Origin of the sequence: Paenibacillus cookii (genome assembly GCF_018333375.1) — a bacterium.
In the GTDB taxonomy this organism is placed as follows: domain Bacteria; phylum Bacillota; class Bacilli; order Paenibacillales; family Paenibacillaceae; genus Paenibacillus_AQ; species Paenibacillus_AQ cookii.
This window is the reverse complement of the sequence record NZ_BORW01000002.1, coordinates 260143-285426: the sequence shown is the minus strand read 5'-3', so window position 1 is coordinate 285426 and position 25284 is coordinate 260143. Positions and strand designations below refer to the sequence as shown.

The window sequence follows — 25284 nt, the reverse complement described above, 5'->3', positions numbered from 1 at the left end:
GTGAAATACCCCCTTTATCTTATGGTTCATCCTTTTAACGCGTATTGGGATCTGAAATATGAACGGAACAAGCGGCATACCTTGATCACCGCTTTTATCATTTTGTTTTTGATGATCATCACGAATGTATTGGGCAACCAGTACAGCGGATTTCTGGTCCGCCTGTCCAACCCGGACGATATAAACAGCCTGATGGAAGTGGTGTACGTCGTTGTCCCGGTCTTGTTCTGGTGCGTAGCCAACTGGTCGCTGACGACGCTCATGGACGGCGAAGGGAAGTTCGTTGAAATCTTTACGTCGACGTGTTTTGCCCTCGTTCCGATGATGATCATCAACTTTCCGTGGATTTGGCTCAGCAATGTCATATCGCTGCAGGAAACCGCGTTTTATTACTTCTGCAACAGCGCGGCCGTCCTCTGGTCGGCGTATCTCTTGTTCGTCGGCAACATGACGGTGCATCAATATTCGCCGTCGAAGACCGTCGGGACGATCCTGCTGACGGTCGTGGCGATGGGATTCATGGCTTTTATCTGCCTGCTGTTTTTCGGACTGATTCAGCAGATGATTTCGTTCGTTCATGTCATCTACCAGGAAATCATGCTGAGAAACTAAAGAAAGGAGGAGAAACCATGCGTAAAGCCAGAAACGCCTTGTGGCTCCCGGTACTGCTCGCGGGGGTCGCGCTGGCCGGCTGCAGCGGTTCGAACGCGGTCCATTCCGGTGCAGGCGATGCGCCGGCTGCCATTGAATTCACCAAGGGCCAGCCCGTGAAGGCCGCCTTCACCGATGCCCGGGCAGCAGGCATGAAAGGCGTGGCCGAAAATGAACGGCTGCGGTTGTTCGTGGATGAGCAAACGGGCGTCATCGCCGTTATGAATAAACAATCCGGCGAGATGTGGTATAGCAACCCGCCGGAACGCGATAAGGATGCCCTTGCGTCCGGGGTGAATAAAGGCATCCTTTCGTCCCAGCTGAAAATCGATTATTACAACAATTTCGGGCAGGTGAATTCCATCAACACGTTCACCGACAGCGTCTCGCATAAGCAGATCAAATTCGAGCCGATCCCAAGCGGGGTAAGGGTCACGTACCAGTTCGGAACGGCCGTGAAATCGGCGGCCGATTTGCCGATGATGCTCAGCAGCGAACGAATCGAGGCGATGCTGGGCAAGCTGGACAAAACGGGCCAGCGGGCGCTGAAAATCGCCTACAAAGAGGATCCGGACAAAAAAGTGTATGTCCGCAACGACAGCGCCTTAAACGGGCTGCAGCTCGATCGTGCCTTTAAGGCATTCGAAGATGCAGGATATACCGAAGAGGACCTGATGAAAGACATGGAGGAGCTGCAATTCACGCAGGAAAAGCCTGAACCGCGGATTTTCCTGGCATCGATCGAATACGCCCTGGACGGCGGCAGCCTAATCGCCAAAATTCCGGCATCCGGCATTCAATACCCGAGCGCCTATCCGATCGGGAACATTTCCTTCCTCAGCTTTTTTGGAGCCGGCAGTTCCAAGGAGCAGGGGGCGATCTTCGTGCCGGACGGCTCCGGCGCGCTCATCCATTTCAACAACGGGAAGAAGCAGTATCCCGCTTACCAGCAACCGGTGTACGGGGAAGATCTGACGATGAAGACGATCGAGGATGCCAAGAACGAGCAAGCGGTTCGTCTGCCGGTGTTCGGGATCATTCGCGAAAGCGGCGCGATGCTCGGCATCATCGAGGAAGGCGCCTCGGCTGCGACGATCCATGCCGATATCAGCGGAAAGCTGAACAGCTATAACTATGTGTATCCAAGTTTCAATGTCGTCAACAAGGGCGATGTGTCGCTGCAGGCAAACGGTCAGGAACGCACGCTGCCCAGGTTCCAGGAACGTCCGACGAAATCGGATTTTACGGTCCGGTACGCTTTTTTGAACAAAGAAGAGGCGTCCTATCAAGGATTGGCGCGGTACTATCGGCAGTATCTCGAAGATCGCGGCGGATTGCCCAAGCCGAAGCCGGCTGCGGAAGCGGAAAATATGCCGTTTTACCTGCAATTGGTCGGCGGCATTGCCAAACAGAAGCATGTCGCCGGCATCCCTTACCGGACGATTGAACCGCTCACGACGTTCGAACAGTCGCAGGACATCATCAACCAGATGAAAAACCGGGGCATATCCAACATTAAGCTGAAATTTTCCGGCTGGTTCAACGGCGGGATGGATCATGAGGTTCCGGATCATGTTTCGGTCGACAAGGCTGTCGGCGGCAGCAAAGGTTTGCGAAACTTCATCTCCTTCACCCGGGAACAAGGGGTTTCTTTCTATCCTGACGTTGCGGTCCTGACCGCAAATACGGGGAAGGGATTCAACGAGAACGCGAATGCCGCCAGAACGTTGAGAGGCGTTCCTGCCGCTCTTTACCCGCTGGATCAGGCGCTCAACCGGAGGGACCGGGATAAGCCTCCGTCATACGTTGTTTCCCCGCGGCTGACCTTATCCTATGCCGAGTCGGTGCTGAAGGGCTTGAAAGAGTACCAGCCGGGCGGCATTTCGCTGCGGGATCTCGCCGACCGGCTCAACAGCGATTACCGGAAGCACGCTCAGCTGGATCGAACCGAATCCGAGAGCATATCGATTCAGGCGCTGGGCAGCTTCTCGCAGGCGAATCCGAAGGTCATGGCGGACGGCGGCAACGTTTATGCGCTTCCATTTTTGTCGGATATTACGAACGCGCCGATGTCAGGCAGCCATTTCAAGATCGAGGACGAGGAGATCCCGTTCTACCAAATGGTCATTCGCGGGTACGTCGACTACACGGGCAGTCCGTTTAACCTGTCGACCTATACGGATGAGCGGCAGTATATCCTGAAATGCCTCGAATACGGAGCGGGCGTATATTTCGAATGGATCCATGAACCGAACGACAAAGTGAAGGATACGGAGTACAACGACCTGTATGCCGTCCATTACAAGCAGTGGATCGATCAGGCCGCCGCAATGTACCGCGAGGTAAACGACGTGCTGAAGAAGGTCCGGAATGAACCGATTACGGGCCATGAGAAGCTTGGCGAAGGCGTATTCAAAACCGTGTACGGAAACGGCACGTACGTCATTGTCAACTATAACCGCACGGATGTGACGGTGGACGGCCGAACGGTGAAAGCCGAGAGCTATTTGACGGGTGGTGTGCAATCATGAAGTCCATACTGAAATTCGGCATGAAGCGGCGGACGTACGCCGAACAGAAGGCACTCTGGGGCTTTATCTACGTGCTGCCGTGGCTGCTGGGATTTCTCCTTTTTTTCCTGATCCCGCTGGTCTCTTCGTTAAGGTACAGCTTCAGCTCCATCGAAGCCAATGCAAACGGCATGAAAATCAGCTTCATCGGCATTTCCAATTACGTGGAAGCCCTTACGGTCAATACGAGCTTTAACCGGACGCTGACGACCTCGATCGTCAACATGGTCATCAACGTGCCGCTCATCGTGATTTTCAGCTTGTTTTTGGCTGTGTTGCTGAACCAGAAGTTTGTCGGCAGAGCCATTGCCAGATCGATCTTTTTCCTTCCGGTCATTTTGGCTTCCGGGGTGATCGCGAATTTGGAGACGACCAGCCTGGTTCAAGCCATCAACGAGCAGAACGCCGGCGGCGCAGTGAGCGGCCTGGGGACCAGCGAGCTGACGCGGATCATGCTCAATTCCGGCGTCAGCGAAAACGTCGTCGCGTACCTGACCAGCGCCGTGGATCGCATCTACCAGATCGTCAGCCAGTCGGGCGTGCAAATTTTGATCTTCCTGGCGGGGATCCAATCGGTATCCCCCCAGCTTTACGAGGCATCCAAGATCGAAGGAGCGACCGGTTACGAAGCGTTCTGGAAAATCACGCTGCCCATGGTCAGCCCGCTCATCCTGGTCAACGTGATTTATACGATCATCGACTCGTTTTCCCGGAGCGAAATGACGACGCTGATCCGGGAAACGGGGTTCACGAATTTCAACTTCGGCCTCAGCTCGGCGATGGCCTGGATCTATTTCCTGGCGATCATGGTCATTTTGTCCATCATTACGTTTTTCATTTCCAAAAGAATTTTCTATCAAGAATAGAAGGAGCGTGAGCAGCGTTGATCATAGCCCGTTTGTTGTCGCTCGAAAGCTGGAAGCGCTGGCTGTGGACCGTCGTGCGGCTGGTCCTGATGGCAGGACTGTCGTTTGTCATTCTGTACCCCATTCTTCAAAAGATTTCGACGGCCATCAAGGACAAAAGCGACCTGTATTCGCCGATCGTCATCTTTATCCCGGAGCATTATTCGCTGGACAATTTCAAAAAAGCCATCTCGATCATGGACTACTGGCATACGCTGTTCAATACGTTTACCTTATCGGCCATGACGACGATCCTGACGGCCGTGTCCTGCGCGTTTGCAGGTTACGCCTTTGCGCGGCTTAAATTCAAAGGCAGCAACTTGCTTTTTGGAGGCGTCATTTTGACCATTCTGGTGCCGCCGACGACCATTTTGATCCCGATCTACATGAATTTGAAGGATTTCAGCCTCATGGGACTGATTCCGCTGCTGACCGGGAAGTCCGTGAACCTGTTGGATTCGTACTGGCCGTTCATTTTGACCTCGGTCACCGCAAACTCGCTGAAGGCGGGGCTCTACATTTTTATTTTCAGGCAGTTCTTCCGGGGCATTCCGAAAGAAGTGGAGGAAGCGGCTTACATCGATGGGGCGGGCGTAGGCAAAACCTTTCTGCGCATCATGCTGCCGAATGCCGTTCCGGCCATCGTTACCGTGCTGTTGTTTTCGTTCGTATGGCAGTGGAATGACAGCTTCTTTACGACCACGTATTTAACGTCGGGCAAAGTGATGTCCACCCAGCTGGCATCGCTGCCGCACAACCTCTCCATCATGCTCGAGGGCGGGGTCGCGACCAACAAGGATCCTTTCTATATGAGCATGGTTCAGGATACCGGCATCCTGCTGGCCATCCTGCCGCTGATCATTATTTATTTGTTCGTGCAGCGTTACTTTGTGGAAAGCATCGAGCGGACCGGCATCGTCGGGTAACGTTGATACATTCAGGGCGTCTTTCGGAACCAAGCTGTAAATGCTTGGTACCTGAAAGACGCTTCTTTATGCCATGCCATGCCGGCAGCGTCTCATGGCCGCAAATGAGCCGATTGCCGGTATTCACGGGGCGTGCAGCCCACGATGCGCCGAAATTGTCTGGAGAAATGCTCGACGTTTTTGTATCCGCACAGCTCGCTGATATCGGCGATTCGGAGCGACCCGTGGCTCAGCCTTTCCTTGGCGAGACGGATTCTGCACTGGATCACGTCCTCCATGCAGGAAATCCCGAAGGTCGCCTTATACAGCGCTTGCAGGTACCCGGGGCTCAAGTGAACGTCATCGGCCATGGAAGGGACGCTCCATTCGCCGCCGGGACGGTTATGGATCGCTTTGCGCAAATCCAATAGTTTCTGGTAATGCGGCGAATGCTCCTTGGATTGAAAAGCTTCGAGCAGCTTGTTGAACAAGAGCCGAAACAGGTAGTCGATGGAGAGTTCCCGGTAATCGCAGCTGAAAAAATTTTCGGTGGCGAGAAGCTGGAACAGTTGGCGGCAGTATCCGGGATCCGGAACCGGAATCGGAATGCCCCGCGGAAACGGCGTCTCCAGAACGTAGGCTTCGTCCGTTTCGAACCGCACCCAGTCATTCACAAAGGGGCCTGAACAGGCGCGGTACATGATCTTTTGGCGAGGGGGAAAGAGAACGGCGCAGTTGGCCGGGTATTCCCTGATTTCTCCTTGGACCCAGAACTCGGCCGGCGTTTGCGTCAGGATCAGCAGCCAAAAGTCATGCCCTTCCGGAATGTCGTAAATAAAGTCCCCAGGATGGGCGGCATCATATCCGACATAGTAAATGGATGTGGTCATCGCAATCTCCAATCGTAGAATAGATCAAGTTTCTGTCAGCATAGATCATTCATTTGATGAGGTATCCTATTTTATAATTTCATAGTAAACGCAATATAAAGTCAATAGAATCACAAGAAATGGAGAAAGTCTCTCTTTTCGTAGTTGTATTGAAATGATCAATTAAAGGTGAGGTCCATGCCATGATACCAAAAAAGAAAAGCGAATTTATCGAGGTGCTATGCTACACGCGCATCCCGCAGGAGGATCGGATTTATGCGCCCAGGCTGGCATTCAGCATGCATCTTGCCTATCGCGAGGACGGCAAGCCTTTCCAGGCTTTGAACCATAATTCAGGCGTCTTGTTCGCCAAGGCCACCCAAAATGAGAACGGAACGCTCCGAGCCAAAAGCTTGAAAAATCCGTATCTCTTCCGCATGGCCGACGGAACATTCGGCGTCGTTGCCGTACGGACGGAGGCGGATGGCCAGCAGGATGAGGAGAGCCGAGGGGCAGTGCTGTTTTTTACTTCCGAAGATTTGCTGCAGTACCAAGAAATCGGGCTGATCGATCTGCAAAGCGATGCTCACGTAAGCGATGTCGCTTGCGAATACGATGAATCGAGCCAAGCCTACATCATCCGCTGGAGCAATGAAAACGGGGGACATTACCGAAACAGGGTCCAGGATCTTTTTGACCTTACCTGTGCAGGTGTCCCGGAAACGGCGGAGGCGTTTACGCTGGAAGCCGTATCGGCTGACATCGAAGGCATGCAGCACCGAAACGTGATCCGCGTTCCGCGGGAAACGGCGGACCGTCTCATAGGCCGGCTTACGGTTCCCGAGAATGTCGCCATTAAAGTTCCGGATCGGATCGCGGCTAACTCGGCCGAGGATTTGAAGACGCTCAAAGCGACCGCGGTATATAGCGACGGCACCACGGCTCCCAAGTCCGTGGACTGGGACACGGCGGCGGTTCGCTGGGATCAGGCCGGGACTTATCGGGTGAACGGAACCGTTCGTCAGGAGCATTATGCCTTTCCGATCGCGGCGAACCGGGCGGACCCATGCATCGCGAAGTGGAACGGCAAGTATTATTTCATCGCGACCAACGACGCCGACGGCAATCAAACCTTATCTATCAGGGAAGCGGATACGATATCGGGTTTGATTCAGGCCAGCGAGTCCTTAATTCTGGATACTAAGACCTATGATCACATTAAAGGGCTGTTGTGGGCTCCCGAGCTCCATATCATCGGGGGCGAGCTGTACATTTTTCATGCGGCAACGACGGGGGAGTTTTTCTATGAAGAGTGTCACGTGATGAAGCTCCGCGAGGGAGGGGACCCTGCCTGCGCGGCAGACTGGTCGATGCCCCGGCGCGTCGTCAAGAGAGACGGAACCGATTTATGCGAGGCAGGCAAGGTGATCTCCCTGGACATGACGGTCATCCAGGTGAACGGGGAATGTTACGCGGCTTGGTCGGAGCGGCAGTTCGTGCCCGTCGATCTTGGAGCCTGGATTTATATCGCGAAATTGGATCCGAAAGAGCCGTGGAGGCTGGCGAGCGACCCGGTGCTGCTGACCAGGCCGGACTTTGGCTGGGCCAATAACCATACCTTCGTCGATGAGGGGCCGTTTGCCCTGATCCGGGACGGCAGGATCTTTTTAACCTTTTCAAGCGCGGCGATCGACGCGACGTATTGCGTAGGCCTGTTGACCGCCGATGCGAATGCGGATCTGCTGAATCCCGGCAGCTGGACGAAGGGCAACTATCCGCTGCTGACGTCGAGAAGCGTTCCCGGCGAATACGGCCCCGGCCATAATTCCTACGTGACCGATGATGAAGGCGTCACTTGGAACGTCTACCACGCCAGACCGGGAGTAGAGGAACCCAGAGGTTCCGGAATCCGCCGCGTGCATTTCGGCATGGACGGATATCCGGTGCTTGATTTAACGGAAGAGCGGGATTTGAACCCGGCTTTGGCCGAGGTGTCGATCGAAGTCATTGTAAAACGCGACTAGGAAGGGGCAGAAAGAACATGTATCCAAATCCGATGATATGGGCCGATTTTCCGGATCTTGACGTGATCCGGGTAGAGGACACGTACTATATGGTCAGCACGACGATGCACATGATGCCGGGCTGCGTCATCCTGCGCTCGTACGACCTCATTCACTGGGAAGTGGCTTCTTATGTGTACGACGTATTGGACAATACGCCGGCACAGCGGCTCGAAGACGGCCAGCATATTTACGGGCAAGGCATGTGGGCGCCGACTCTGCGTTACCACAAGGGGAAATTTTATGTGATCTTCGTGGCGAACGATACCCGCCGAACCTATCTGTACACGGCAGATTCCGTATCCGGTCCATGGGCGAAACAATACATCGAAGGATTTTATCATGACTGCTCCCTCTTGTTTGACGATGACGGCCGGACGTATTTGATTTACGGCAATGCCGAAATTCACCTGACCGAATTGAAGGAGGATCTATCCGGGCCCAAGCCCGGCGGGCTGAACCGCATCATCGTCAAAGAAAGCGAGCCGTATCATCTCGGATATGAGGGAGCCCACTTTTATAAGATCGACGGCAGGTATTACGCCTTCTTTATCCATATTTCGAAGGCGGCGGGACGCCGAACGCAGGCCTGCTTTGCGGCGGATTCCCTGGAAGGGGAGTTTACGGGCGGAGAGGTCTTTAACGACGACATGGGGTATTTTAATTCGGGCGTTGCGCAGGGAGGCATCGTGGATACGCCGGACGGGAAATGGGTGGCCGTGCTGTTTCAGGATCATGGCGCCGTCGGCCGGATTCCGGTGCTCGTTCCGCTGCGTTTTGAGAACGGTTTTCCGGTATTCCCCAAGGAAGCGCCTAAAATGATCGAATTGCCGAGCACAAGACCCGGTTATTCCTACCGGCCATTGGTTGGAAGCGATGACTTTCATTACACGCCGGACGAGCGCGGCAAGGTGCGCCTGAAGGATGTTTGGCAGTGGAATCATACGCCAGACGATGCATTATGGTCCGTAACGGACAAGCCGGGAGTCTACCGGATCCGATCCGGAAAGCTCAGCCCCAATTTGACGTTTGCGGTCAACACGTTGACGCAGCGCGCCATGGGGCCGGCATGCGAAGCGACGGTCACGCTGGACGGCAGCGGACTGAAGGATGGCGATTACGCAGGACTGTGTTTCCTGATCGGTACGTACGGCCTGATTGCCCTGACCAAGGAAGCCGGCCGGTCGTATCTGGTCATGTTGGCGAGAGAGCCGCAGGATCGTTCCATATTCGGCAATTTGGTAGACGAGAAGCCCGGCACCGAATTCGCCCGAATTCCCGTCTTCGGAGACGTCGTCACGCTCAAGGCGGCCGGCAATTTCGTGAATAACGCGGACGAGTGCATGTTTTATTACCGGGATGGGGCGGATTGGAAGCAGCTTGGGATTACGCACAAGATGATATACAAGCTGGACCATTTTATGGGTTGCCGCATCGGTCTGTTTTTGTTTTCAACCCGCGAGATCGGGGGAACGGCCGACTTTTCCGATTTTCAATACCAAGTGCTCTCTTAACGAGCCCTAGTGGCTTATATTATTCGAATCGTGCAAGAAATCGTTAGGGACGTTCCCGCGGGAATGTCCTTGTTTGCACATGATGTTCTTTCGGAAGCCGCCGTCTGCGGCCGCAGGGAACCATATTTTCCCGGGTAAGGACACGGTCGACGGCAGGTTGTTTCGCGGCGAGGCGACGGCTAGACTTTGGGATGAAGGTGTGTGCCGCAAGTCGCTTGCCTACTAGTTGGGAATTTCCGCTAAGGAGGGGGATTGGTTTTATATGAGGTTGCGTGAAGCGTTTAAAGAGCATTTCTTGGTGGGGGCCGCCGTAAATCCGGTCACATTGGACACGCAGCGGGATTTGCTGATCGAGCATTTCAACAGCGTGACTGCCGAAAATGAAATGAAGTTCGAAAGGCTGCATCCGTCGCAAGATCAATATACGTTTGAAGCGGCGGATCGCCTGGTGTCTCTGGCCAAAGCCAATGGCATGGGGGTCAGGGGCCACACGTTGGTCTGGCACAATCAGACGCCGAAATGGGTGTTTGAACATCAGGACGGCAGCCCGGTTGACCGGGAGACGCTGCTGGCCCGCATGAAATCTCACATCGACACGGTTTTGTCCCGCTACAGGGGAGATATCTATGCCTGGGACGTGGTGAACGAAGCGGTGTCCGACAGCGGCAGCGAACTGCTGCGGCCTTCAAAGTGGCTGGACATCATCGGCGACGATTTCATCGCCAAAGCGTTTGAGTATGCCCATGAAGCGGACCCGGGGGCGCTGCTCTTCTATAACGATTACAACGAAGCCGTACCGGAGAAAAGGGAGAAAATTTACGCGCTCGTCAAATCGTTGCTCGAGCAGGGAGTCCCCATTCACGGCATCGGGCTTCAAGCGCATTGGAGCCTGCATCATCCGTCCGTGGACGATATCCGCCAAGCGATCGAACGGTATGCCAGCCTCGGCTTGAAGCTGCACATTACGGAGCTGGATGTCTCCATGTTTGCGTTCGATGACCGGCGGACCGATCTCGCGGCTCCGACCGAAGAGATGCTTGCCCTTCAAGCGGAACGTTACGGGCAATTTTTCCGGTTGTTTCAGGAATACAGCGAATATATCACGTCCGTCACTTTTTGGGGGGCTGCCGACGATTATACCTGGCTGGACCATTTCCCTGTGCGCGGCCGGAAAAACTGGCCCTTCCTGTTCGATATCAAGCATCAGCCCAAGCCGTCTTATTGGAAGGTGCTTGAAACCATATGAAAAGTCGCCTAAAGGCAAAACCAACGTCGCTTTCACGGTTTTCGATCCCGGGGTTCGAATAGGTGCGGAATCTCATGCTCCTTTGTAAGGCATTTCAATGAAAACGCTTTTCGGAAAGGGTTGATCGGGATGATGATAGAAAAGGCTCCGGTCGGATTCGACCGGCCTAGGGAAAACGTAACGCGCGGGAACATGAATACGGTGGAATATTTCTCCTCGACGGTCGGGAATTCCCGTAAAACGATGGTTTACACCCCGCCAGGGTTTTCCGATGCGAAGAGATATAACGTGCTTTATCTTCTGCACGGCATAGGAGGGGATGAAGCGGAGTGGTTTAACCACGGGCATCCGGAGGTCATTTTTGACAACCTTTATGCCGACGGCAAGCTGGCGCCCATGATCGTCGTATTACCCAACGGCCGCGCCATGCCCGACGACCGGGCGACGGGGGATATTTTCAGCGCCGAAAAGGTTAGGGCATTCGAGACGTTCGAATCGGATTTGCTTCACGATCTGATCCCTTTTATCGAATCGAATTACCCGGTGTTCACGGACCGCGGGAACCGGGCGCTTGCAGGGTTATCGATGGGCGGGGGTCAGTCCTTGAATATCGGGCTGCATCATCTGGACCGTTTCGCATGGATTGGAGCTTTTTCTCCTGCCCCCAATACGAAGGCACCCGAACTGCTCGTCCCAAGCCCGAAGGAAACGTCGGCGAGTCTCAAGCTGTTATGGCTTTCATGCGGCGACCGGGACGAACTCCTATCGATCAGCACCCGGACGCACGACTATTTGGCGCGGCACGAAGTTCCCCACGCGTGGTACATTACCAAGGACGGCGGTCACGATTGGCCGGTTTGGAAAAACGATCTGTATTATTTTAGCCGGCTCCTTTTCCATGACGTTTCGAGCGGGGACGAATGAAACCATCAAACCATCATCCATATAGGAAGCCGACAAAAAAAGGCCGGCCATGGGTTTTCACCCATGACCGGCCTTTCCGGCTTTACGCTCAGTTGATGATCCGCTCGCGCCAGTTTCGAGCCCGGGACATTTATCGGTTCGAAACTTTCCGCTCGCGGAGGACGTGCTCCAGCACGGCAAGCACCGGTTTGCTTTTGATCGGCTTGCTGATATAGTCGTCCATTCCCGCCGCAAGGCAGATTTCCCGGTCATCCTTCAGGGCGTTGGCGGTAACCGCCACGATCATCGGGCATTGATCCTTCGGCACGGTGGCCCTAAGCTTCCGGGTGGCCTCCAGTCCGTTCAGTCCCGGCATTTGCACGTCCATGAACACGATGTCGTAGGATGCCTGTTCCACGGCCCGCAGGACGTCATGTCCGTTGGTCACGACGGTGACCGCATGCCCCTGCTTCTCTAAAATTTTCCTCAATACGATTTGGTTGATTTCATTATCTTCGGCAATCAGGATCTGAAGCGGGTCCGGCAGCGATTCCAGCTGATCGTCGCATGCGTTTGGTTTGGGGGGCTGATGATATTTCTTCAGCAGCACCGTAAATACGAACGTCGTGCCGGGGCCTTCTTTTTTCTCAACCCATATGTTGCCGCCCATCACGTTGACCAGCTTTTTGCTGATGGCCAGTCCCAGGCCCGTGCCTTCGTAGTTGCGGGTCATGAAGTTGTCTACCTGGGAAAACGGCTCGAAGATCGCTTCCAGCTTGTTGTCCGGTATGCCGATCCCCGTGTCGGAAACCTTGAACTCCAGGTCGATCAGGTCTCCTTCCTGATAGAGCTTTCTCGCGCTGACCGAAATCCCTCCATGCAGGGTAAACTTGACGGCGTTGCCGACCAGATTCATCAACACCTGCTTCAGCCGTTTGGAGTCGCCATACAGCAGGTCCGGGATGTCGTCGTCCACGGCGAAGGTCATTTCCAGCTGCTTCGCGCTGGCTTTGGCGGACAACACATCCAAAGTTTCTTGAATGCACTGCTTCACGTCTAGCGCATCTTCTTGAAGCTCGGTCATCCCGGCTTCGATTTTGGAGAAATCGAGAATGTCGTTGATGATCGACAGCAAGGTTTCGCCGCTTTTGCGGATAATCTCGATATATTCCTTTTGCTCGTCATCCAGCTCCGTCGTCGTCTCCAACAGATCCGTCATTCCGATGACCCCGTTCATCGGCGTGCGGATTTCATGGCTCATCATCGCCAAAAATTCGCTTTTGGCTTTGTTCGTGTTTTCGGCAAGTTCTTTGGCAATGATCAGCTGTCTTTGCTCGGTGAAATCCTTGGCGATGATATAGAAGCCTACGTTTTTGTTGTTGATGATGATCGGAGCGATCGTCGTAATGACTTCGACCAAATGGCCGTCCTTATGCCGGATCGTCTTGATCTCCTGCTCGACGGTAGGATTGTTCAGCGCCTCCCGCAAAACCCGCCGCAGGTTATACTCCCCGATGAAACGGGCGATGCTTTTGCCGGCCATTTCGCTGACAGGGCAGCCCGTCATTTGCTCCGCCCGGGTGTTGGCGTTCAAAATGTTGCCGCTTAGGTCGAGTGAAATGATCGCATCGTGGTTATATCTTTTTAAGGAGGTATACCGTTCAACCGTTTCCTGCAGTTTTTGCTCGGCCGCTTTATTTTTGGATATATCATTCAGCGTCACGATGTAATAGAGAGGAGTCCCCTCCGTATCAGGCATGATGGATATATGTACGGATGCCCAGACAATCTGCCCGTTCTTCTGCACATACCTGCCTTCGACGTCGATTTCGTTCTGCTCGGGATAATTCTCGAACAGCGTCCTGATTTGGCGGATGTTTCGCTCCAGGTCGTCAGGGTAAATCAGCTTGTCAAAACGTTGTTTGTTCAATTCCTCCAAGGAATACCCCAGGATACGGGTGAGTGCCGGATTTGCTTTGACGAGCACCCCCCGGAGCGTAAACATGGCTATGCCAAAAGGAGCATTGTGGTATACATGCTGCAAATAGGAGTACTCCTCCATCGGTATTTTTTCCATTTTGCGCCTCCATCCCCCGATATGTAACTCCGCTTAGGGTTTCCGCCTAAGGGATAGCGATTTGGTGTTTGATTTGCCATTAAGACCATAGACCTAGCGTATATGGCCCAAAGATCATAATTCCGCTTATAAAGTAGATATAAACAAAAACATAAAATTTGAACCTCTCCATTTCCGATTATACAGGATTGCGACAAAAATTATAGACTTGCTCCATCATATCGGGGGCGAAGAAAAAAAGAAACCCCGAAAGGCCGGCAGGCAATCAGGATTTCTTCAGTCTTCTTCCTATATAATTATGCTCTGGTCCCCAGCAGCTGGAGAATATGCGGTTCGATTTTTTCCGGCTCTTCCGTCGGTCCAAACCGTTTCACGACCTTTCCGCTGCCGTCGACCAGAAACTTCGTAAAGTTCCATTTGATCGCTTTGGAGCCAAGGAGGCCCGGGGCTTCCGAGGTCAGGTGCCGGAACAGCGGATGGGCGTTATGGCCGTTGACGTCGATTTTGGCGAACAGCGGGAAGGACACCCCGAAATTCAGCTCGCAAGCCTGGGCGACCTCCGCGTCCGTTCCCGGCTCCTGGTTGGCGAATTGGCCGCAAGGAAAACCGAGAACGGCAAACCCCCTCTCCTTGTAAGCATCGTGCAGCTTCTGCAGCCCTTTGAACTGCGGAGCGAACCCGCATTTGGTCGCCGTATTGACGATGAGCAGCACTTGGCCGCGGTACGGTTCCAACGTTTGTACTTCTCCTTTAATCGTTTTAACCTCGATATCGTAGATTGACATGATACCCTCTCCTCCTGAGTCCGTTATAATTTTGTGCAATTAGATTGTATACAATTTAAATGACGAATTCAAGCTGTTTTTCGATCTTTGACGTGTCCAAGTTCCAAATGCTATAATATTTCGAATAATAAATTGCATACAATTTAATGGCAGGTGAGATAGATGCAGCCTAACGAATATATGAAACTGGAACATCAGCTTTGCTTTGCTTTTTATACATGCTCCCGCGAGATGATGAAGCTGTACCGCCCGCTGCTGTCGCCGCTTGGACTGACGTATACGCAATACATTACGCTGCTTTCCTTGTGGGAACAGGACGGGGTGACCGTCAAAGAGCTCGGGGCAAAGCTGTTTTTGGATTCCGGAACGCTGACGCCGCTTTTGAAGAAGCTGGAAGCGATGGGTCTGATTACGCGAACCCGCGATAAGGCGGACGAGCGCAGCGTGATCATCGAATTGACCGCCAAAGGACAGGACTTGCGTGAACAAGCCGCGGAAGTTCCGACCAAGCTGTACGCCGGTACGAATGTTCGGATCGAAGACATTCAAGCGATGCATGAACATATTCAATCCTTCCTGCGGAAGATAGGCGAAGTTACCGGGGGAAGGGAAGCGGAACGATGAAAGGGTTAGCCCGCCGGATACCGCACGATCTCCCTACTTCGAAAAATCATGCTTAAGTGGCAGTTGAGGCGGGGTGACCCGCCATGCCTTTCGACTGAATAAACTCGTCCGAATCCTCCATAATAGGGAAGTACACCCAAGAAAAAATGGAGGAATGAGGCATGCTGGACAACCTTGAAAGCAGCTACGACTGTTCCCGTGCAGGGGATGACCTGCATCAACTCAAGCAGGAACTCGCTTCGCTCCGCGGTCTGGGCAGGGAAGACCAAGAGACTCAGGAGCAAATCAATCGGCTTGAAAACCAAATTGCGTTTATTATGAATAAATGCGACATCAACCATTAAATATGCACAAGTACCCGTTTTCAGGCGTTTTTAACCCGAGCTTGAAAGCGGGTGTTTGTTTTTTTCGTGCCCCGCTCCATCTCCGATCATGGAAAAAGCCTTGAATGAATGCGCGATAAGCGAAAAGCCGGAAGTAAAACGTTTCAGGCAGGTGGTCTTTGAATGAAAACATGGTTGATTTCCCTGATGACGGTGTTCGTTATGTTGGCTGCCCCAGTCCAAGCAAACCCTGAATACGAAAAATGGGGCGCAATAGCGGTAAAGGAAGCACAAAAAAGGTACCGGGCAGACATCATCGACTATCGGCATTTGGGGAGGATTGAACGGACGCCAAACGAATCGGAGGAGCGATTCAAACTTTGGGTCAGAAACAAGGAAGGCCGCGAGTTCGGAGTGTACGTGTTTATCCGTTTCGATCCGTCCACCGACGCCATCCATTCGATTCGGTTTTCCGAATCCGAACGGTGAGCGGGCAAGTCCTGCATATCCAATGAACAAAACTGGATTGCCATGACCAAAGGCTGCCGCGGAAACGGCAGCTTTTTTAAATGAGCTCCCCCGCATTGACGCTTGGCCATGATCGTCGTAACCTTGACTTGAGCGATTGCCGAAAGTTCGTTCATAGCCATGTTTTCGAATGGCGGCGAATCTCGCCATGGGGAACGCGGCAGCGATTCTGCGGGCAAAAACGATGTAAAAGGAGAGGGCATATGGGAACCGGCAACAGGATAGGCACATACGGCTTTCGATTTTCGGCTCCGGACCATTTGGCGCTGTGCAGCTTGTTTGCGGTTGGGAGGGACGCGGTGCAGAGTCCGGCTTACCGGTGGGACGGGTACACGCGGAAGGACGGACCGCTGTTGTTATTCCAGTATACGATCGAAGGCGAAGGCGTTTTCGAATCGGGCGCCGAAGCGTACCGGATTGATGCGGAACGGGCGTTTATGTCCGAAATTCCGGGGGATCACCGGTATTATTTCCCGGAGGGCGGACCCGAGTGGAGCTTCATGTTCATCCTGATGCGGCCGTCGCTGATTTTGCCGAATTGGCAGGAAGCGAAAAGCAGGATGGGGCAAGCGCCGCATCTGCCTGCGACCAGCCGGCCAATCCGCCTGCTGCAGGACATATGGGAGCAAGCGAACGACGGCCGGATCACGGATCCTTTTACAGCTTCCTCTTATGTGTACCAGTTCGTGTCCGAACTGTGCCGTTTTGCGATCGCGCCGCAAGGCGAACGCCGGCATTGGCCGGAAAAGGTGCGTCAGGCTGCCCGCTATATCGACACGCATTACGGCAGCATGATCAGCCTGGATCAGCTGTCGGAGAGGCTCGGAGTGTCGAAGTACCATCTGCTCCGCACGTTTGCGGCCGCGACCGGCGAAACGCCAAGCGAATATTTGAACCGGGTTCGCATCGAGCAGGCGATGAGGCTGCTCCGGCAAACGGACCTCGGCATCGAACGGATTGCCGAAGAGGTGGGGTATTCCGGAGGGAGTTATTTTATCAAAGTGTTTCGGAAAATGACCGGCCGGACGCCCGGAAGCTTCCGGTCGGAACAGGGGCAGCTGACGCTCAGCCGGTTGTATTTTGATTAGTCTCCGGAACCGCAATATTTTGCTATTTTCCACGAAAGATTACTATAGAAACGTGATTCCTCCGAACCTTATGATAGGGACATACAGCAAATGAATGCTATTTAAGGAGGAACGACATGCAGCATCATTCCTATGCACCGACGCCCCCGATGGGGTGGAACAGTTGGGATTGTTACGGCGCCGCCGTTACGGAGGAGGAAGTTCGCGGCAACGCCGAATATATGGCGAAGCACTTGAAGGATTATGGATGGGAGTACGTCGTCGTCGACATTCAATGGTATGAGCCGGGGGCGAACTCGGATCTCTACAGACCCTTTGTCCGGCTGGAAACCGACGGTTATTCGCGGCTTGTTCCCGCGGTCAACCGTTTTCCTTCCGCGGCAGGCGGCAAAGGGTTCAAACCGCTGGCGGACTATGTGCATGGCCTCGGGCTGAAGTTCGGGATCCATATCATGCGCGGCATTCCGCGGCAGGCGGTCCATGACAATACGCCGATCAAGGGAACGGAGGCGACCGCCCGGGACATAGCCCATCCCTGTTCCTTCTGCGGCTGGAACACCGACATGTACGGCGTCGATGCTTCCAAGCAAGGCGCGCAGGAATATTACAATTCGCTGTTCGAGCTTTATGCCGAATGGGGCGTCGATTACGTCAAGGTTGACGACATCGCGGCTTCATGGCTGCACGGAGGACCGCATTTGGCGGAGATCGAGCTGATCCGCAAGGCGATCGACCACGCCGGACGTCCGATGGTGCTGAGCCTTTCGCCCGGGCCAGCGCCCGTAGAGCACGCCGATTTTTTTGAAGCGAATGCCAATATGTGGCGGATGACCGACGACTTCTGGGATCGGTGGCCGCTTCTTTTGGACATGTTCGACCGTTGCGAGGCATGGCAGGGACGGCCGAAACCCGGCTGCTGGCCGGATTGCGACATGCTCCCGCTGGGGCGCATCGGCGTCCGCGCCAGCCACCCCGACCGGATGACGAACTTTACGCGGGACGAACAGCTCACGATGATGACGCTGTGGACGATTTTCCGCTCGCCGCTGATGTTCGGGGGAGAGATGCGCGACAATGACGAGTGGACCTTATCCCTCCTGACAAACCGCGACGTGTTATACATGCATAAGCATAGCTTCGGTGCCCGGCAAGTGAGCCGCGCGGACGGCAAAGCGGTGTGGACGGCCGAAGGTCCTGACGGGGAACGTTACGCGGCACTGTTCAACACCGGCGAAACCGCCGCGGAAGTCTCCGTTTCGCTTTCCGAGTTGGGGATCGACGGAGGCGCGGATGCCAAAAACCTGTGGACCGGAGAAGGATGCGGCCATTTGGAAGACGTGCTGCAATGGTCGATTCCGCCGCATGGAGCGGCTTTGTTTCAATTGACGGCCGGATGATAACGAAGTCCGGAGCCTATATGGCGCCCTCGGCAATTACGAATGCCGAGGGCGTTTTTGTATGGAGGGATATCTGTTGGAATTGTTATTTCTTGCATGAATACCAAGCGATGTAATCATAATAGCAGGAAGAGAGATCGCTGAATAACGCCGGGTTCATCGCAAAAATACATCGTTTTTCAAGGCGAAACCAACGATGGAACCACAATGTCGAAACGAGTGATGAGGTTTGAAGTGGACAATAGCGGCATATCTCCTGTATCTCCTGCTGCAGGATCACGCTCCAGATCAGCATAACGGCGGGTTAACCGTCACCCATGAAGGGAAACCCGTATCGAGCCTGAGCTTGAATGCGCACAGGTTACCCGTGTTTCCTTTGCTGGATATGGAAAAATATAACCGATGGGTAAATGAATTGGACCGGAAAACGTATACGGAACCCGTCAACGCCCGCATCGGTGGAAACGGGCAAATCGTGCCCGGTCAAAACGGGCATAAGCTCGACCGCAGAGAATTCATGAAACGTTATTATGATGTACTCTACGGCGGCGGCCCGGCTTCGATAGAGGTTCCGGTGTACCCGGTCTATCCCAAGGTAGACACGGAGCTGCTTGCTTCGCTGCGGGCCCAGCAGATCGGATATTATGTAACGTACTACAATGCGGGCAACATCGACCGCTCCCACAATATCGCGTTGGCCGCCAAAGCGATCGACGGCACCGTCGTGTTCCCCGGAGAAACGTTTTCTTTTAATCGCGTGGTCGGCATTCGAACGACAGGCAAAGGGTATAGGCAAGCGACCGTCATCGTCAGGGGCGAATTGTCCGAAGGCATTGGCGGAGGGATTTGCCAGGTATCCTCGACGCTGTTCAACGCGGCCGACCGGGCAGGGCTGAGCATCGTCCAGCGTTACTCCCACAGCCGCCACGTGCCCTATGTTCCGCCGGGCAGGGATGCGACGGTCAGTTGGGGCGGCCCGGACTTCGTCTTTAAAAACGCCTACAACCAGCCCGTTTTGATCCGGGCGTTTGCGGGCGGAGGCCGCGTCGGCGTGTCCGTTCATTCATCGGACGTCATCGAATACATGCCGAGAAAGGTGCCGAGCATGTCCCATCGGCTGCCCGAAGAAATAAGGGAAGCGCCTACGTTGCCGATCCCGGCGAACGGGAAAAAGTGACGTGTGTCCGCTCCTGGCTCAAGTGAAATCTTTTAGGGATCCTAAGCGAACCAGCGGCATGCTGCGGCATGGAAAAAAAACGATGCCGGTTATGTTATGATATGAATAAAACAACCGAACATCATGCATGGGGGGGATGGCGTCATGAATCATTCGTTTATTTTGAAAGCCGTATGGGACGGAGGCCGCAACAGCCAGGGAACGATCGAAGCGGGCCAGCTGAAAACGGCCATTTCGATTCCGAAGGAAATGGGCGGGCCGGGAGTCGGCACCAATCCCGACGAAATGCTGCTCGGGGCCGCGGCGACGTGTTATTTGATCACGCTGGCGGCGATGATGGAGCGGGGCGGGTTGCCGGTCGAAAAGCTGACGCTGGAGTCGGAAGGCATCGTGGACGTCACGAACAACGTCTTCACGTACGTCAGCATCACGCATAAGCCGCATATCGTGCTGAAGGCCGAAGCTGCGGATCACGATTTGGAGCATGCCCGCAGGCTTGCCGAAAAAGCGGAAAGCTCCTGCATGATTTCCCGCGCGGTAGCCGGTAATGTGGCATTGTCCACGGTTCCGCGCATCGAAAGAAATTGCCGTAAAAACCTTGGGGGAAAGGAACCCCCCTCCTTGCGGCATATGCAGCAGGTTTGAAATCAAGGGCGCCAGAGAGGTCCATCCCTTATGGACTTGTCGGCCGCCCTTTTTTCGTATCTTCCATGCCATACCACGACCGGCGGCAAAACGCATCCCGGTGGTTCTTTCATCCGCTCCTGCTTTATGCCAAGATAGTATACGGAGGGATTGCCATATGTTTACCGACTTTAAAATTGTGGAAGGCCGGCCGTTAACGGTGCAGGTTAAAGAATATTTGAAACAGTGGATTACGAAAGGAAAAGGAAGGGTCGATCAGAAGCTGCCGTCGACAAGGGAGCTGAGTACGATGCTCGGCATCAGCCGAAATACGCTGGTCACCGTGTATTCCGAGCTGGAAGAAGAAGGATTCATCTATACGGTGCATTCCAAAGGAAGCTTCGTTTCCCGCGTCGGGATCGCCTCCGTCCCGTCCTGGTCGCTCGATTGGCAGCAGCGGCTGAACGATACGGCAAAACAGGCCGTCGACCTTGACCTGATGAAACGCGATCTGCGGGGCGAAAAAGGCATGATCAACTTCGCCAGCATCGCGCCGGACGAAAAGCTGTTCGATCTTACCAACGTGAAGCGCGCCTTTTTGGACCGAATGGCTCTGGAAGGGGAAATTTTGCTGAATTACGGCTATGCCAAAGGGTATAAACCGCTGATCCAATATTTGACGGGATACATGGAAACGAAAGGCGTCGACATGGAAGGAAAGGACATTTTGATCACGAACGGCTTTACCGAAGCGTACGATATCATTTTATCCTCGCTTAAGGTGCCTTGCAGGCACATTCTGTGCGAGAACCCGACCCACCACACGGCGATCAAAATATCGAAATTGCACGGCTACGACATCACCGGGATTCCGATGGATCAGGACGGCGTCAGGCTGGATTTGTTCGAGCAGGCGTTAAAAGAGAACGACTTCGGGCTGGCGTATTTGACGCCTTCGTACCATAATCCGACCGGAATCGTCATGTCCGCGGAAAAAAGGGTCGAGGTGCTGCGTTTGCTCGCGGAACACCGGATACCGCTGATCGAGGACGGTTTTAACGAGGAGCTGCGTTATTCGGGCTCCCACATGGCACCGCTTGCCGCTTTCGGCGGGGAGGGGAACAGCATCATCTACCTCGGCAGCTTTTCCAAAATCCTGTTTCCGGGCATCCGGATCGGCTGGATTGCGGCGGACCGGGAATTGATCGATGCGCTGGTCAGCGTGAAGCGTTCGCGGAACATCCATACTTCGACGCTCGACCAGGCGGTGCTGTTCCAATATTTCCATAACGGCAACTTTGAAAAATACTTGAAAAGGGCCAAATCGGAGTATAAAAGAAAACACGAGCTTGCCGTCCGCTGCTGCACCGAACACATCCCCTGCGAGCGGATAACCGGTTCAGGCGGATTGCACCTGTTTATCGAGCTGTCCCAGGGGCTGAACGCGAGGGAAATTCTCGCCGATTGCTACAGGCAAGGCGTGGTGTATACCGCAGGGGACGTGTTTTTTACGGATGGAGGCGGCGCAAATACGCTCCGGCTCGGCTTTTCGCGGGTGAGCGACGACGAGCTTCGCCGCGGAATCGAAATCATCGGAAAAGAAGTGACCAAAAGATTGGAGGCGCAACGATGAAGGTAGGCATCATTATGGGCGGGGTTTCTTCCGAGAGGGAAGTGTCGCTGGCGACCGGGAAAGAAATGATGGCTCATCTGGACCGGACGAAATACGAGGCGGTCCCGATCGAGATTCGGTATAAACAGGATTTGCTTGCGCAGGCGCAAGGGATCGATCTGGCGTTGCTCGCCCTCCATGGAAGCTTCGGCGAGGACGGCACGATTCAAGGCACGCTTGAAACGATGGGGATCCCCTATACGGGATGTTCGCTGCTGTCCAGCGCATTGTGCATGGATAAAGATGTAAGCAAAAAACTGCTGCGTTGCGAAGGCCTGCGTACGCCGGATTGGGTGCTTCTCCGCCGGTTGGACGATATCCGGAGTCCGCAGGTCGCCGCGCTCGGGTATCCGCTCGTAGTCAAACCGAATGCCGGGGGTTCCAGCATCGGGGTTACCTTGGTCAGGGACGAACCAAGTCTGCGGCAGGCGGCGGAGACCGCCTTTTCCTATGGCGAAGAGGTGCTCGTGGAAGCTTATATCGACGGCGAGGAGATCACGTGCGGGATGCTGAACGGGGAGCTGTTGCCGATCTTGTCGATTAAACCAAGCGCCGAATTTTTCGATTATACGTCCAAATACGAGCCGGGGCAAAGCGACGAGCGTGTCGCGGCGTTCGAACCGGAGCTTGAACAACGCATCCGCGATGCGGCCGTCAAAAGCTTCCGGGCGATGAAGTGTTCGGTGTATGCCCGAGTCGATATGATGCTGAAGGACGGCATTCCGTATATTCTCGAAGTCAACACGCTGCCCGGCATGACCCGGACCAGCCTGCTGCCGCAAAGCGCGCTTGCGGCGGGAATCTCTTTCGCGAAGCTGCTGGATGCCATCATCGAAGGATCCTTGGCGGCAAGGCCGAATACGGAAAATGGCGTCATTGGCAGCAGTCGCCGGCAGCAGGCAGGGTGACTGCATCCATGGGAAAAGGACCTCTTCGAATGAAGAGGTCCTTTTTTGGGCATCGGAAAGTTTAAGATAGCCATCGATCCGCGGGATCAGGGATCATGGCAACAACGTTTACGATTTGCCGTATCCGACCGCTTGGGCGATCAGCTCCGCCAGCGTTTCTCCGCCTTCCGGCTTCAAATGGACGCCGTCGGGTTCGAAATACGATTGGCCTTCGCTGGCCCCGTGCCAATCGAGCAGCACCGCATTCGGATAAGCGGAAGCCGTTTTTTTGATCGAGGCGTTGACGACGCTCTCCCAGCTGCGCGGAACCCTCGCATTCACCAGCACGACCTTGCGCACGTCCTGCATGGAATCCAGAAGCGACATCAGCTGTTTGCTGCTGAACGGGCCGTTCGTGCCCAGCTCGATCACGACCTGATCGCCCAGCTTGCCTTCTTCCCGGAGACGGGCGACCAGTTCCGGCGCCTCGGCCATTTGCCTTCCGATTTTGCCGTCGATCACCGCACCGGGGATCAGCTGCTGCAAATAAGGCTCCGCATCCAGCATGATCGAGTCGCCGATGGCCGTCACCGGAACGCTTTTGCCGCTTTTCGGAGCGCCAGGAACCTGCGTTTTGCCGCCGGCCGATGCACGCGGAGGTTTCGTTTTGCCAGGTTGGCTTGCGGAATCCTTAGGTTCGTCGGTTGCAGCTGAACCACCATTGGCTGTACCCGCTTTGGCTGAACCTTCTTTGGATGAGCCCTCTTCGGGTGCGCCCTCCTTGCCCGCCGGCTGCCGGCCGCTGCCCGAATTCGCCGGTGCCTCCGCGTCCGCTGCCGGTTTTTTCGCCGGATCATCCGCGGGTTCGTCGGTGCCTCCGATCGGCTGATCCGGCCGGCCGGCTTCCCCGCCATCGTATTTGGCCGCCGTGCTTTCCGGCGCCCCTTTCACCGGCGGCACGTCCCCGCCTACTTCTCCCGCCGGACCCGCAGCCGGTTCTGCCGGGGTTTCGGACGGGGCCCATACTTGCGCGGCCGCCGCCTCCTGGTGCAGCTTTGACGCGCTCACCGGCGCCCGCATGGCGAATCCGGCAAAGGACACGACGACCATCAGCAGCACGGAGGCTAACGTGACCCAGCCTTTCATCGGCACGAGGGACAAGTTTACGCTGCCTTTGCGGAGTTTGCGCCACGACCTGTCGACGAGGCCTCCCCGGACCGGCTCTTCGATGTATTTATAGGACAGGCAGGCCAGCGCGACGCTTAAAGCCGTTTGCAGCAGGGCGCGCCATACGTTCGGTTCGGCATTCGCGCCGCCCGAAAGCAGAATGACCGGATAATGCCATAAATATATCCCATAGGTTCGCACCCCGATCCAACGCAGCGGCTTCATGCCGAGCAGCCTGCCTACGAAGCTTGCCGGATGCGCGGCGGAGGCAATCACGATGGCGGTGAGCAGCGACAGGAGCAGGAATCCGTACGGATATAAAAAGGGGTCGTATTCGTTGGTTTTCCATACCATCCTAAAAATCGAACCCAACCCAACCGCCCCGATCAGGTTAAGCGTAACGCGTGTTCCGGGCCCGGCTGCGGCGGACATGTTCCGGCTGGGCCAAACGATGCTGAGAGCAGCCCCGATCAGCAGCGAAAACGCGCGCGTGTCGGTGCCGTAATAGACCCGGCTTGGATCCGTGTCGGGATTGTATAGCAAAAGCATGGCAAGGGCCGACAAAACCGCCAAAGCCAGGGCAAGCAAAAAGACCGGCCCGCGTTTTTTCATCTGTTTCATGCCAATGAGCAGCAATATGGGCCACAAGAGGTAAAACTGTTCCTCGACCGCCAGCGACCACATATGCCCGAACGGGGATTGGGGTCCGAATTTTTCGAAATAGGATACCTCATGGAAAATCGAATACCAATTGTTTATGTATAAAAGCGAAGAAACAACGTCGCCGCGCAAGACGGATATCAAGGAACGGTCAAAAAGGGTGACCCACGCCACGACGGCCGCCATCATGACGAGCATGGCAGGGAGCAGCCTGCGGCATCGCCTGATCCAAAACGATTTCAGGTCGATCGACCGGCTGCGGCTCCATTCCGCGGTGAGCAAATCCGTGATCAAATATCCGGATAAAACAAAAAAGATGCTGACGCCGAGCAGTCCTCCCGGGGCCCATTCGACGTTCAGATGGTACAAAACGACAAAAAACAACGCCAGCGTCCGCAGACCGTCAAGACCCGGCATGTAACGTTTGCTGTTGGATAACTGATTAGACATATGGACTAACCCTGCTTTCCAAACCGGATCGGTCCCTTAAAAAGCGGGATATGTATGCGGAAAAGATCGATTCGCTTATGTTCATGATCTGGATGCCTCCGTACGGATGATGATGTCAATGAAGGGGTTCACAGGTACTTACTTTATCATAAGCGTTTCCGTTTAAAGTTACAAAAAGATTGCTTTCCATTCACATTTT

The 25284-nt window shown here is 54.6% G+C and carries 21 protein-coding genes; 17 read left to right on the top strand and 4 right to left on the bottom strand.

Annotation, left to right across the window (positions count from 1 at the left end; all coding sequences use genetic code 11):
- Nucleotides 1–21: 21 nt before the first annotated feature.
- From KI367_RS04145 to KI367_RS04130, 4 genes are read left to right on the top strand one after another with little or no spacing between them, the layout of a single operon-like run.
- The gene (locus KI367_RS04145; RefSeq protein ID WP_373316200.1) at nucleotides 22–612 is read left to right on the top strand and encodes a Yip1 family protein; all 591 of its coding nucleotides are present in this window, start codon (nucleotides 22–24) and stop codon (nucleotides 610–612) included.
- Between the two features lie 17 nt (nucleotides 613–629).
- Nucleotides 630–3182, top strand: a complete 2553-nt coding sequence (locus KI367_RS04140) for a DUF5696 domain-containing protein (protein ID WP_212947769.1) — start codon at nucleotides 630–632, stop codon at nucleotides 3180–3182.
- Entirely contained in the window at nucleotides 3179–4087 is a 909-nt protein-coding gene (locus KI367_RS04135; RefSeq protein ID WP_036711547.1) for a carbohydrate ABC transporter permease, read from the top strand. Before KI367_RS04140 ends, KI367_RS04135 begins: the two co-directional genes overlap by 4 nt.
- 17 nt (nucleotides 4088–4104) lie before the next feature.
- Nucleotides 4105–5052 (top strand): carbohydrate ABC transporter permease, encoded by a 948-nt coding sequence (locus tag KI367_RS04130; protein WP_212947768.1) that lies wholly within the window; start codon nucleotides 4105–4107, stop codon nucleotides 5050–5052.
- Nucleotides 5053–5144: 92 nt separating this feature from the next.
- Here KI367_RS04130 and KI367_RS04125 read toward each other — a convergent pair whose 3' ends face one another.
- Entirely contained in the window at nucleotides 5145–5921 is a 777-nt protein-coding gene (locus KI367_RS04125) for a helix-turn-helix domain-containing protein (RefSeq protein ID WP_036711550.1), read from the bottom strand.
- A gap of 182 nt (nucleotides 5922–6103) precedes the next feature.
- Between KI367_RS04125 and KI367_RS04120 the strand changes: the two genes are divergently transcribed.
- From KI367_RS04120 to KI367_RS04105, 4 genes are all read left to right on the top strand, one after another.
- On the top strand, nucleotides 6104–7924 hold the full coding sequence (locus tag KI367_RS04120; RefSeq protein WP_212947766.1) for a family 43 glycosylhydrolase: 1821 nt from the start codon (nucleotides 6104–6106) through the stop codon (nucleotides 7922–7924).
- Between the two features lie 17 nt (nucleotides 7925–7941).
- Complete coding sequence (locus KI367_RS04115; protein ID WP_036711557.1) at nucleotides 7942–9477, top strand: glycoside hydrolase family 43 protein; 1536 nt, start codon at nucleotides 7942–7944, stop codon at nucleotides 9475–9477.
- 262 nt (nucleotides 9478–9739) lie between these two features.
- On the top strand, nucleotides 9740–10723 hold the full coding sequence (locus tag KI367_RS04110) for an endo-1,4-beta-xylanase (protein WP_212947764.1): 984 nt from the start codon (nucleotides 9740–9742) through the stop codon (nucleotides 10721–10723).
- Nucleotides 10724–10852: 129 nt separating this feature from the next.
- A complete protein-coding gene (locus tag KI367_RS04105; RefSeq protein WP_246536584.1) occupies nucleotides 10853–11647 on the top strand; it encodes an alpha/beta hydrolase in 795 nt (264 codons plus the stop codon).
- Nucleotides 11648–11777: 130 nt separating this feature from the next.
- On the opposite strand, the gene KI367_RS04100 is transcribed toward KI367_RS04105, so the two are convergent.
- Together KI367_RS04100 and KI367_RS04095 are read right to left on the bottom strand one after the other, a co-directional pair.
- Entirely contained in the window at nucleotides 11778–13703 is a 1926-nt protein-coding gene (locus KI367_RS04100) for a PAS domain S-box protein (protein ID WP_212947762.1), read from the bottom strand.
- Nucleotides 13704–13999: 296 nt separating this feature from the next.
- Nucleotides 14000–14488, bottom strand: a complete 489-nt coding sequence (locus KI367_RS04095) for a glutathione peroxidase (RefSeq protein WP_036711561.1) — start codon at nucleotides 14486–14488, stop codon at nucleotides 14000–14002.
- A gap of 162 nt (nucleotides 14489–14650) precedes the next feature.
- On the opposite strand from KI367_RS04095, the gene KI367_RS04090 reads away from it, so the two are divergent.
- From KI367_RS04090 to KI367_RS04050, 9 genes are all read left to right on the top strand, one after another.
- On the top strand, nucleotides 14651–15112 hold the full coding sequence (locus KI367_RS04090) for a MarR family winged helix-turn-helix transcriptional regulator (RefSeq protein ID WP_212947760.1): 462 nt from the start codon (nucleotides 14651–14653) through the stop codon (nucleotides 15110–15112).
- 161 nt (nucleotides 15113–15273) lie between these two features.
- A complete protein-coding gene (locus KI367_RS04085) occupies nucleotides 15274–15456 on the top strand; it encodes a hypothetical protein (RefSeq protein ID WP_036711568.1) in 183 nt (60 codons plus the stop codon).
- A gap of 162 nt (nucleotides 15457–15618) precedes the next feature.
- Nucleotides 15619–15924, top strand: a complete 306-nt coding sequence (locus tag KI367_RS04080; protein ID WP_212947758.1) for a DUF3889 domain-containing protein — start codon at nucleotides 15619–15621, stop codon at nucleotides 15922–15924.
- A 242-nt stretch (nucleotides 15925–16166) separates the two neighbouring features.
- Complete coding sequence (locus KI367_RS04075; RefSeq protein WP_212947757.1) at nucleotides 16167–17051, top strand: AraC family transcriptional regulator; 885 nt, start codon at nucleotides 16167–16169, stop codon at nucleotides 17049–17051.
- A 116-nt stretch (nucleotides 17052–17167) separates the two neighbouring features.
- Nucleotides 17168–18448, top strand: coding sequence for a glycoside hydrolase family 27 protein (locus tag KI367_RS04070; protein WP_212947755.1), 1281 nt, complete (start codon nucleotides 17168–17170; stop codon nucleotides 18446–18448).
- 229 nt (nucleotides 18449–18677) lie between these two features.
- Nucleotides 18678–19625, top strand: a complete 948-nt coding sequence (locus KI367_RS04065; RefSeq protein ID WP_212947753.1) for a VanW family protein — start codon at nucleotides 18678–18680, stop codon at nucleotides 19623–19625.
- Nucleotides 19626–19769: 144 nt separating this feature from the next.
- Complete coding sequence (locus KI367_RS04060; RefSeq protein ID WP_212947752.1) at nucleotides 19770–20270, top strand: OsmC family protein; 501 nt, start codon at nucleotides 19770–19772, stop codon at nucleotides 20268–20270.
- Between the two features lie 157 nt (nucleotides 20271–20427).
- On the top strand, nucleotides 20428–21882 hold the full coding sequence (locus KI367_RS04055) for an aminotransferase-like domain-containing protein (RefSeq protein WP_212947751.1): 1455 nt from the start codon (nucleotides 20428–20430) through the stop codon (nucleotides 21880–21882).
- Nucleotides 21879–22829 carry a D-alanine--D-alanine ligase gene (locus KI367_RS04050; protein ID WP_036711579.1) on the top strand — a complete coding sequence of 317 codons (951 nt, stop codon included), beginning with the start codon at nucleotides 21879–21881 and terminating at the stop codon, nucleotides 22827–22829. Before KI367_RS04055 ends, KI367_RS04050 begins: the two co-directional genes overlap by 4 nt.
- A 108-nt stretch (nucleotides 22830–22937) precedes the next feature.
- Here KI367_RS04050 and KI367_RS04045 read toward each other — a convergent pair whose 3' ends face one another.
- Nucleotides 22938–25085, bottom strand: a complete 2148-nt coding sequence (locus KI367_RS04045; protein ID WP_212947750.1) for an acyltransferase family protein — start codon at nucleotides 25083–25085, stop codon at nucleotides 22938–22940.
- Nucleotides 25086–25284: the final 199 nt, after the last annotated feature.

Bases quoted from the DNA above. Each gene is read 5' to 3' on its own strand.
- KI367_RS04050 (WP_036711579.1), top strand. From the start codon at position 21,879: ATGAAGGTAGGCATCATTATGGGCGGGGTTTCTTCCGAGAGGGAAGTG.
- KI367_RS04105 (WP_246536584.1), top strand. From the start codon at position 10,853: ATGATGATAGAAAAGGCTCCGGTCGGATTCGACCGGCCTAGGGAAAAC.
- KI367_RS04125 (WP_036711550.1), bottom strand. From the start codon at position 5,921: ATGACCACATCCATTTACTATGTCGGATATGATGCCGCCCATCCTGGG.
- KI367_RS04100 (WP_212947762.1), bottom strand. From the start codon at position 13,703: ATGGAAAAAATACCGATGGAGGAGTACTCCTATTTGCAGCATGTATAC.
- KI367_RS04110 (WP_212947764.1), top strand. From the start codon at position 9,740: ATGAGGTTGCGTGAAGCGTTTAAAGAGCATTTCTTGGTGGGGGCCGCC.
- KI367_RS04140 (WP_212947769.1), top strand. From the start codon at position 630: ATGCGTAAAGCCAGAAACGCCTTGTGGCTCCCGGTACTGCTCGCGGGG.
- KI367_RS04055 (WP_212947751.1), top strand. From the start codon at position 20,428: ATGTTTACCGACTTTAAAATTGTGGAAGGCCGGCCGTTAACGGTGCAG.
- KI367_RS04095 (WP_036711561.1), bottom strand. From the start codon at position 14,488: ATGTCAATCTACGATATCGAGGTTAAAACGATTAAAGGAGAAGTACAA.
- KI367_RS04090 (WP_212947760.1), top strand. From the start codon at position 14,651: ATGCAGCCTAACGAATATATGAAACTGGAACATCAGCTTTGCTTTGCT.
- KI367_RS04080 (WP_212947758.1), top strand. From the start codon at position 15,619: ATGAAAACATGGTTGATTTCCCTGATGACGGTGTTCGTTATGTTGGCT.
- KI367_RS04075 (WP_212947757.1), top strand. From the start codon at position 16,167: ATGGGAACCGGCAACAGGATAGGCACATACGGCTTTCGATTTTCGGCT.
- KI367_RS04135 (WP_036711547.1), top strand. From the start codon at position 3,179: ATGAAGTCCATACTGAAATTCGGCATGAAGCGGCGGACGTACGCCGAA.
- KI367_RS04085 (WP_036711568.1), top strand. From the start codon at position 15,274: ATGCTGGACAACCTTGAAAGCAGCTACGACTGTTCCCGTGCAGGGGAT.
- KI367_RS04045 (WP_212947750.1), bottom strand. From the start codon at position 25,085: ATGTCTAATCAGTTATCCAACAGCAAACGTTACATGCCGGGTCTTGAC.
- KI367_RS04120 (WP_212947766.1), top strand. From the start codon at position 6,104: ATGATACCAAAAAAGAAAAGCGAATTTATCGAGGTGCTATGCTACACG.
- KI367_RS04145 (WP_373316200.1), top strand. From the start codon at position 22: ATGGTTCATCCTTTTAACGCGTATTGGGATCTGAAATATGAACGGAAC.
- KI367_RS04115 (WP_036711557.1), top strand. From the start codon at position 7,942: ATGTATCCAAATCCGATGATATGGGCCGATTTTCCGGATCTTGACGTG.
- KI367_RS04070 (WP_212947755.1), top strand. From the start codon at position 17,168: ATGCAGCATCATTCCTATGCACCGACGCCCCCGATGGGGTGGAACAGT.
- KI367_RS04060 (WP_212947752.1), top strand. From the start codon at position 19,770: ATGAATCATTCGTTTATTTTGAAAGCCGTATGGGACGGAGGCCGCAAC.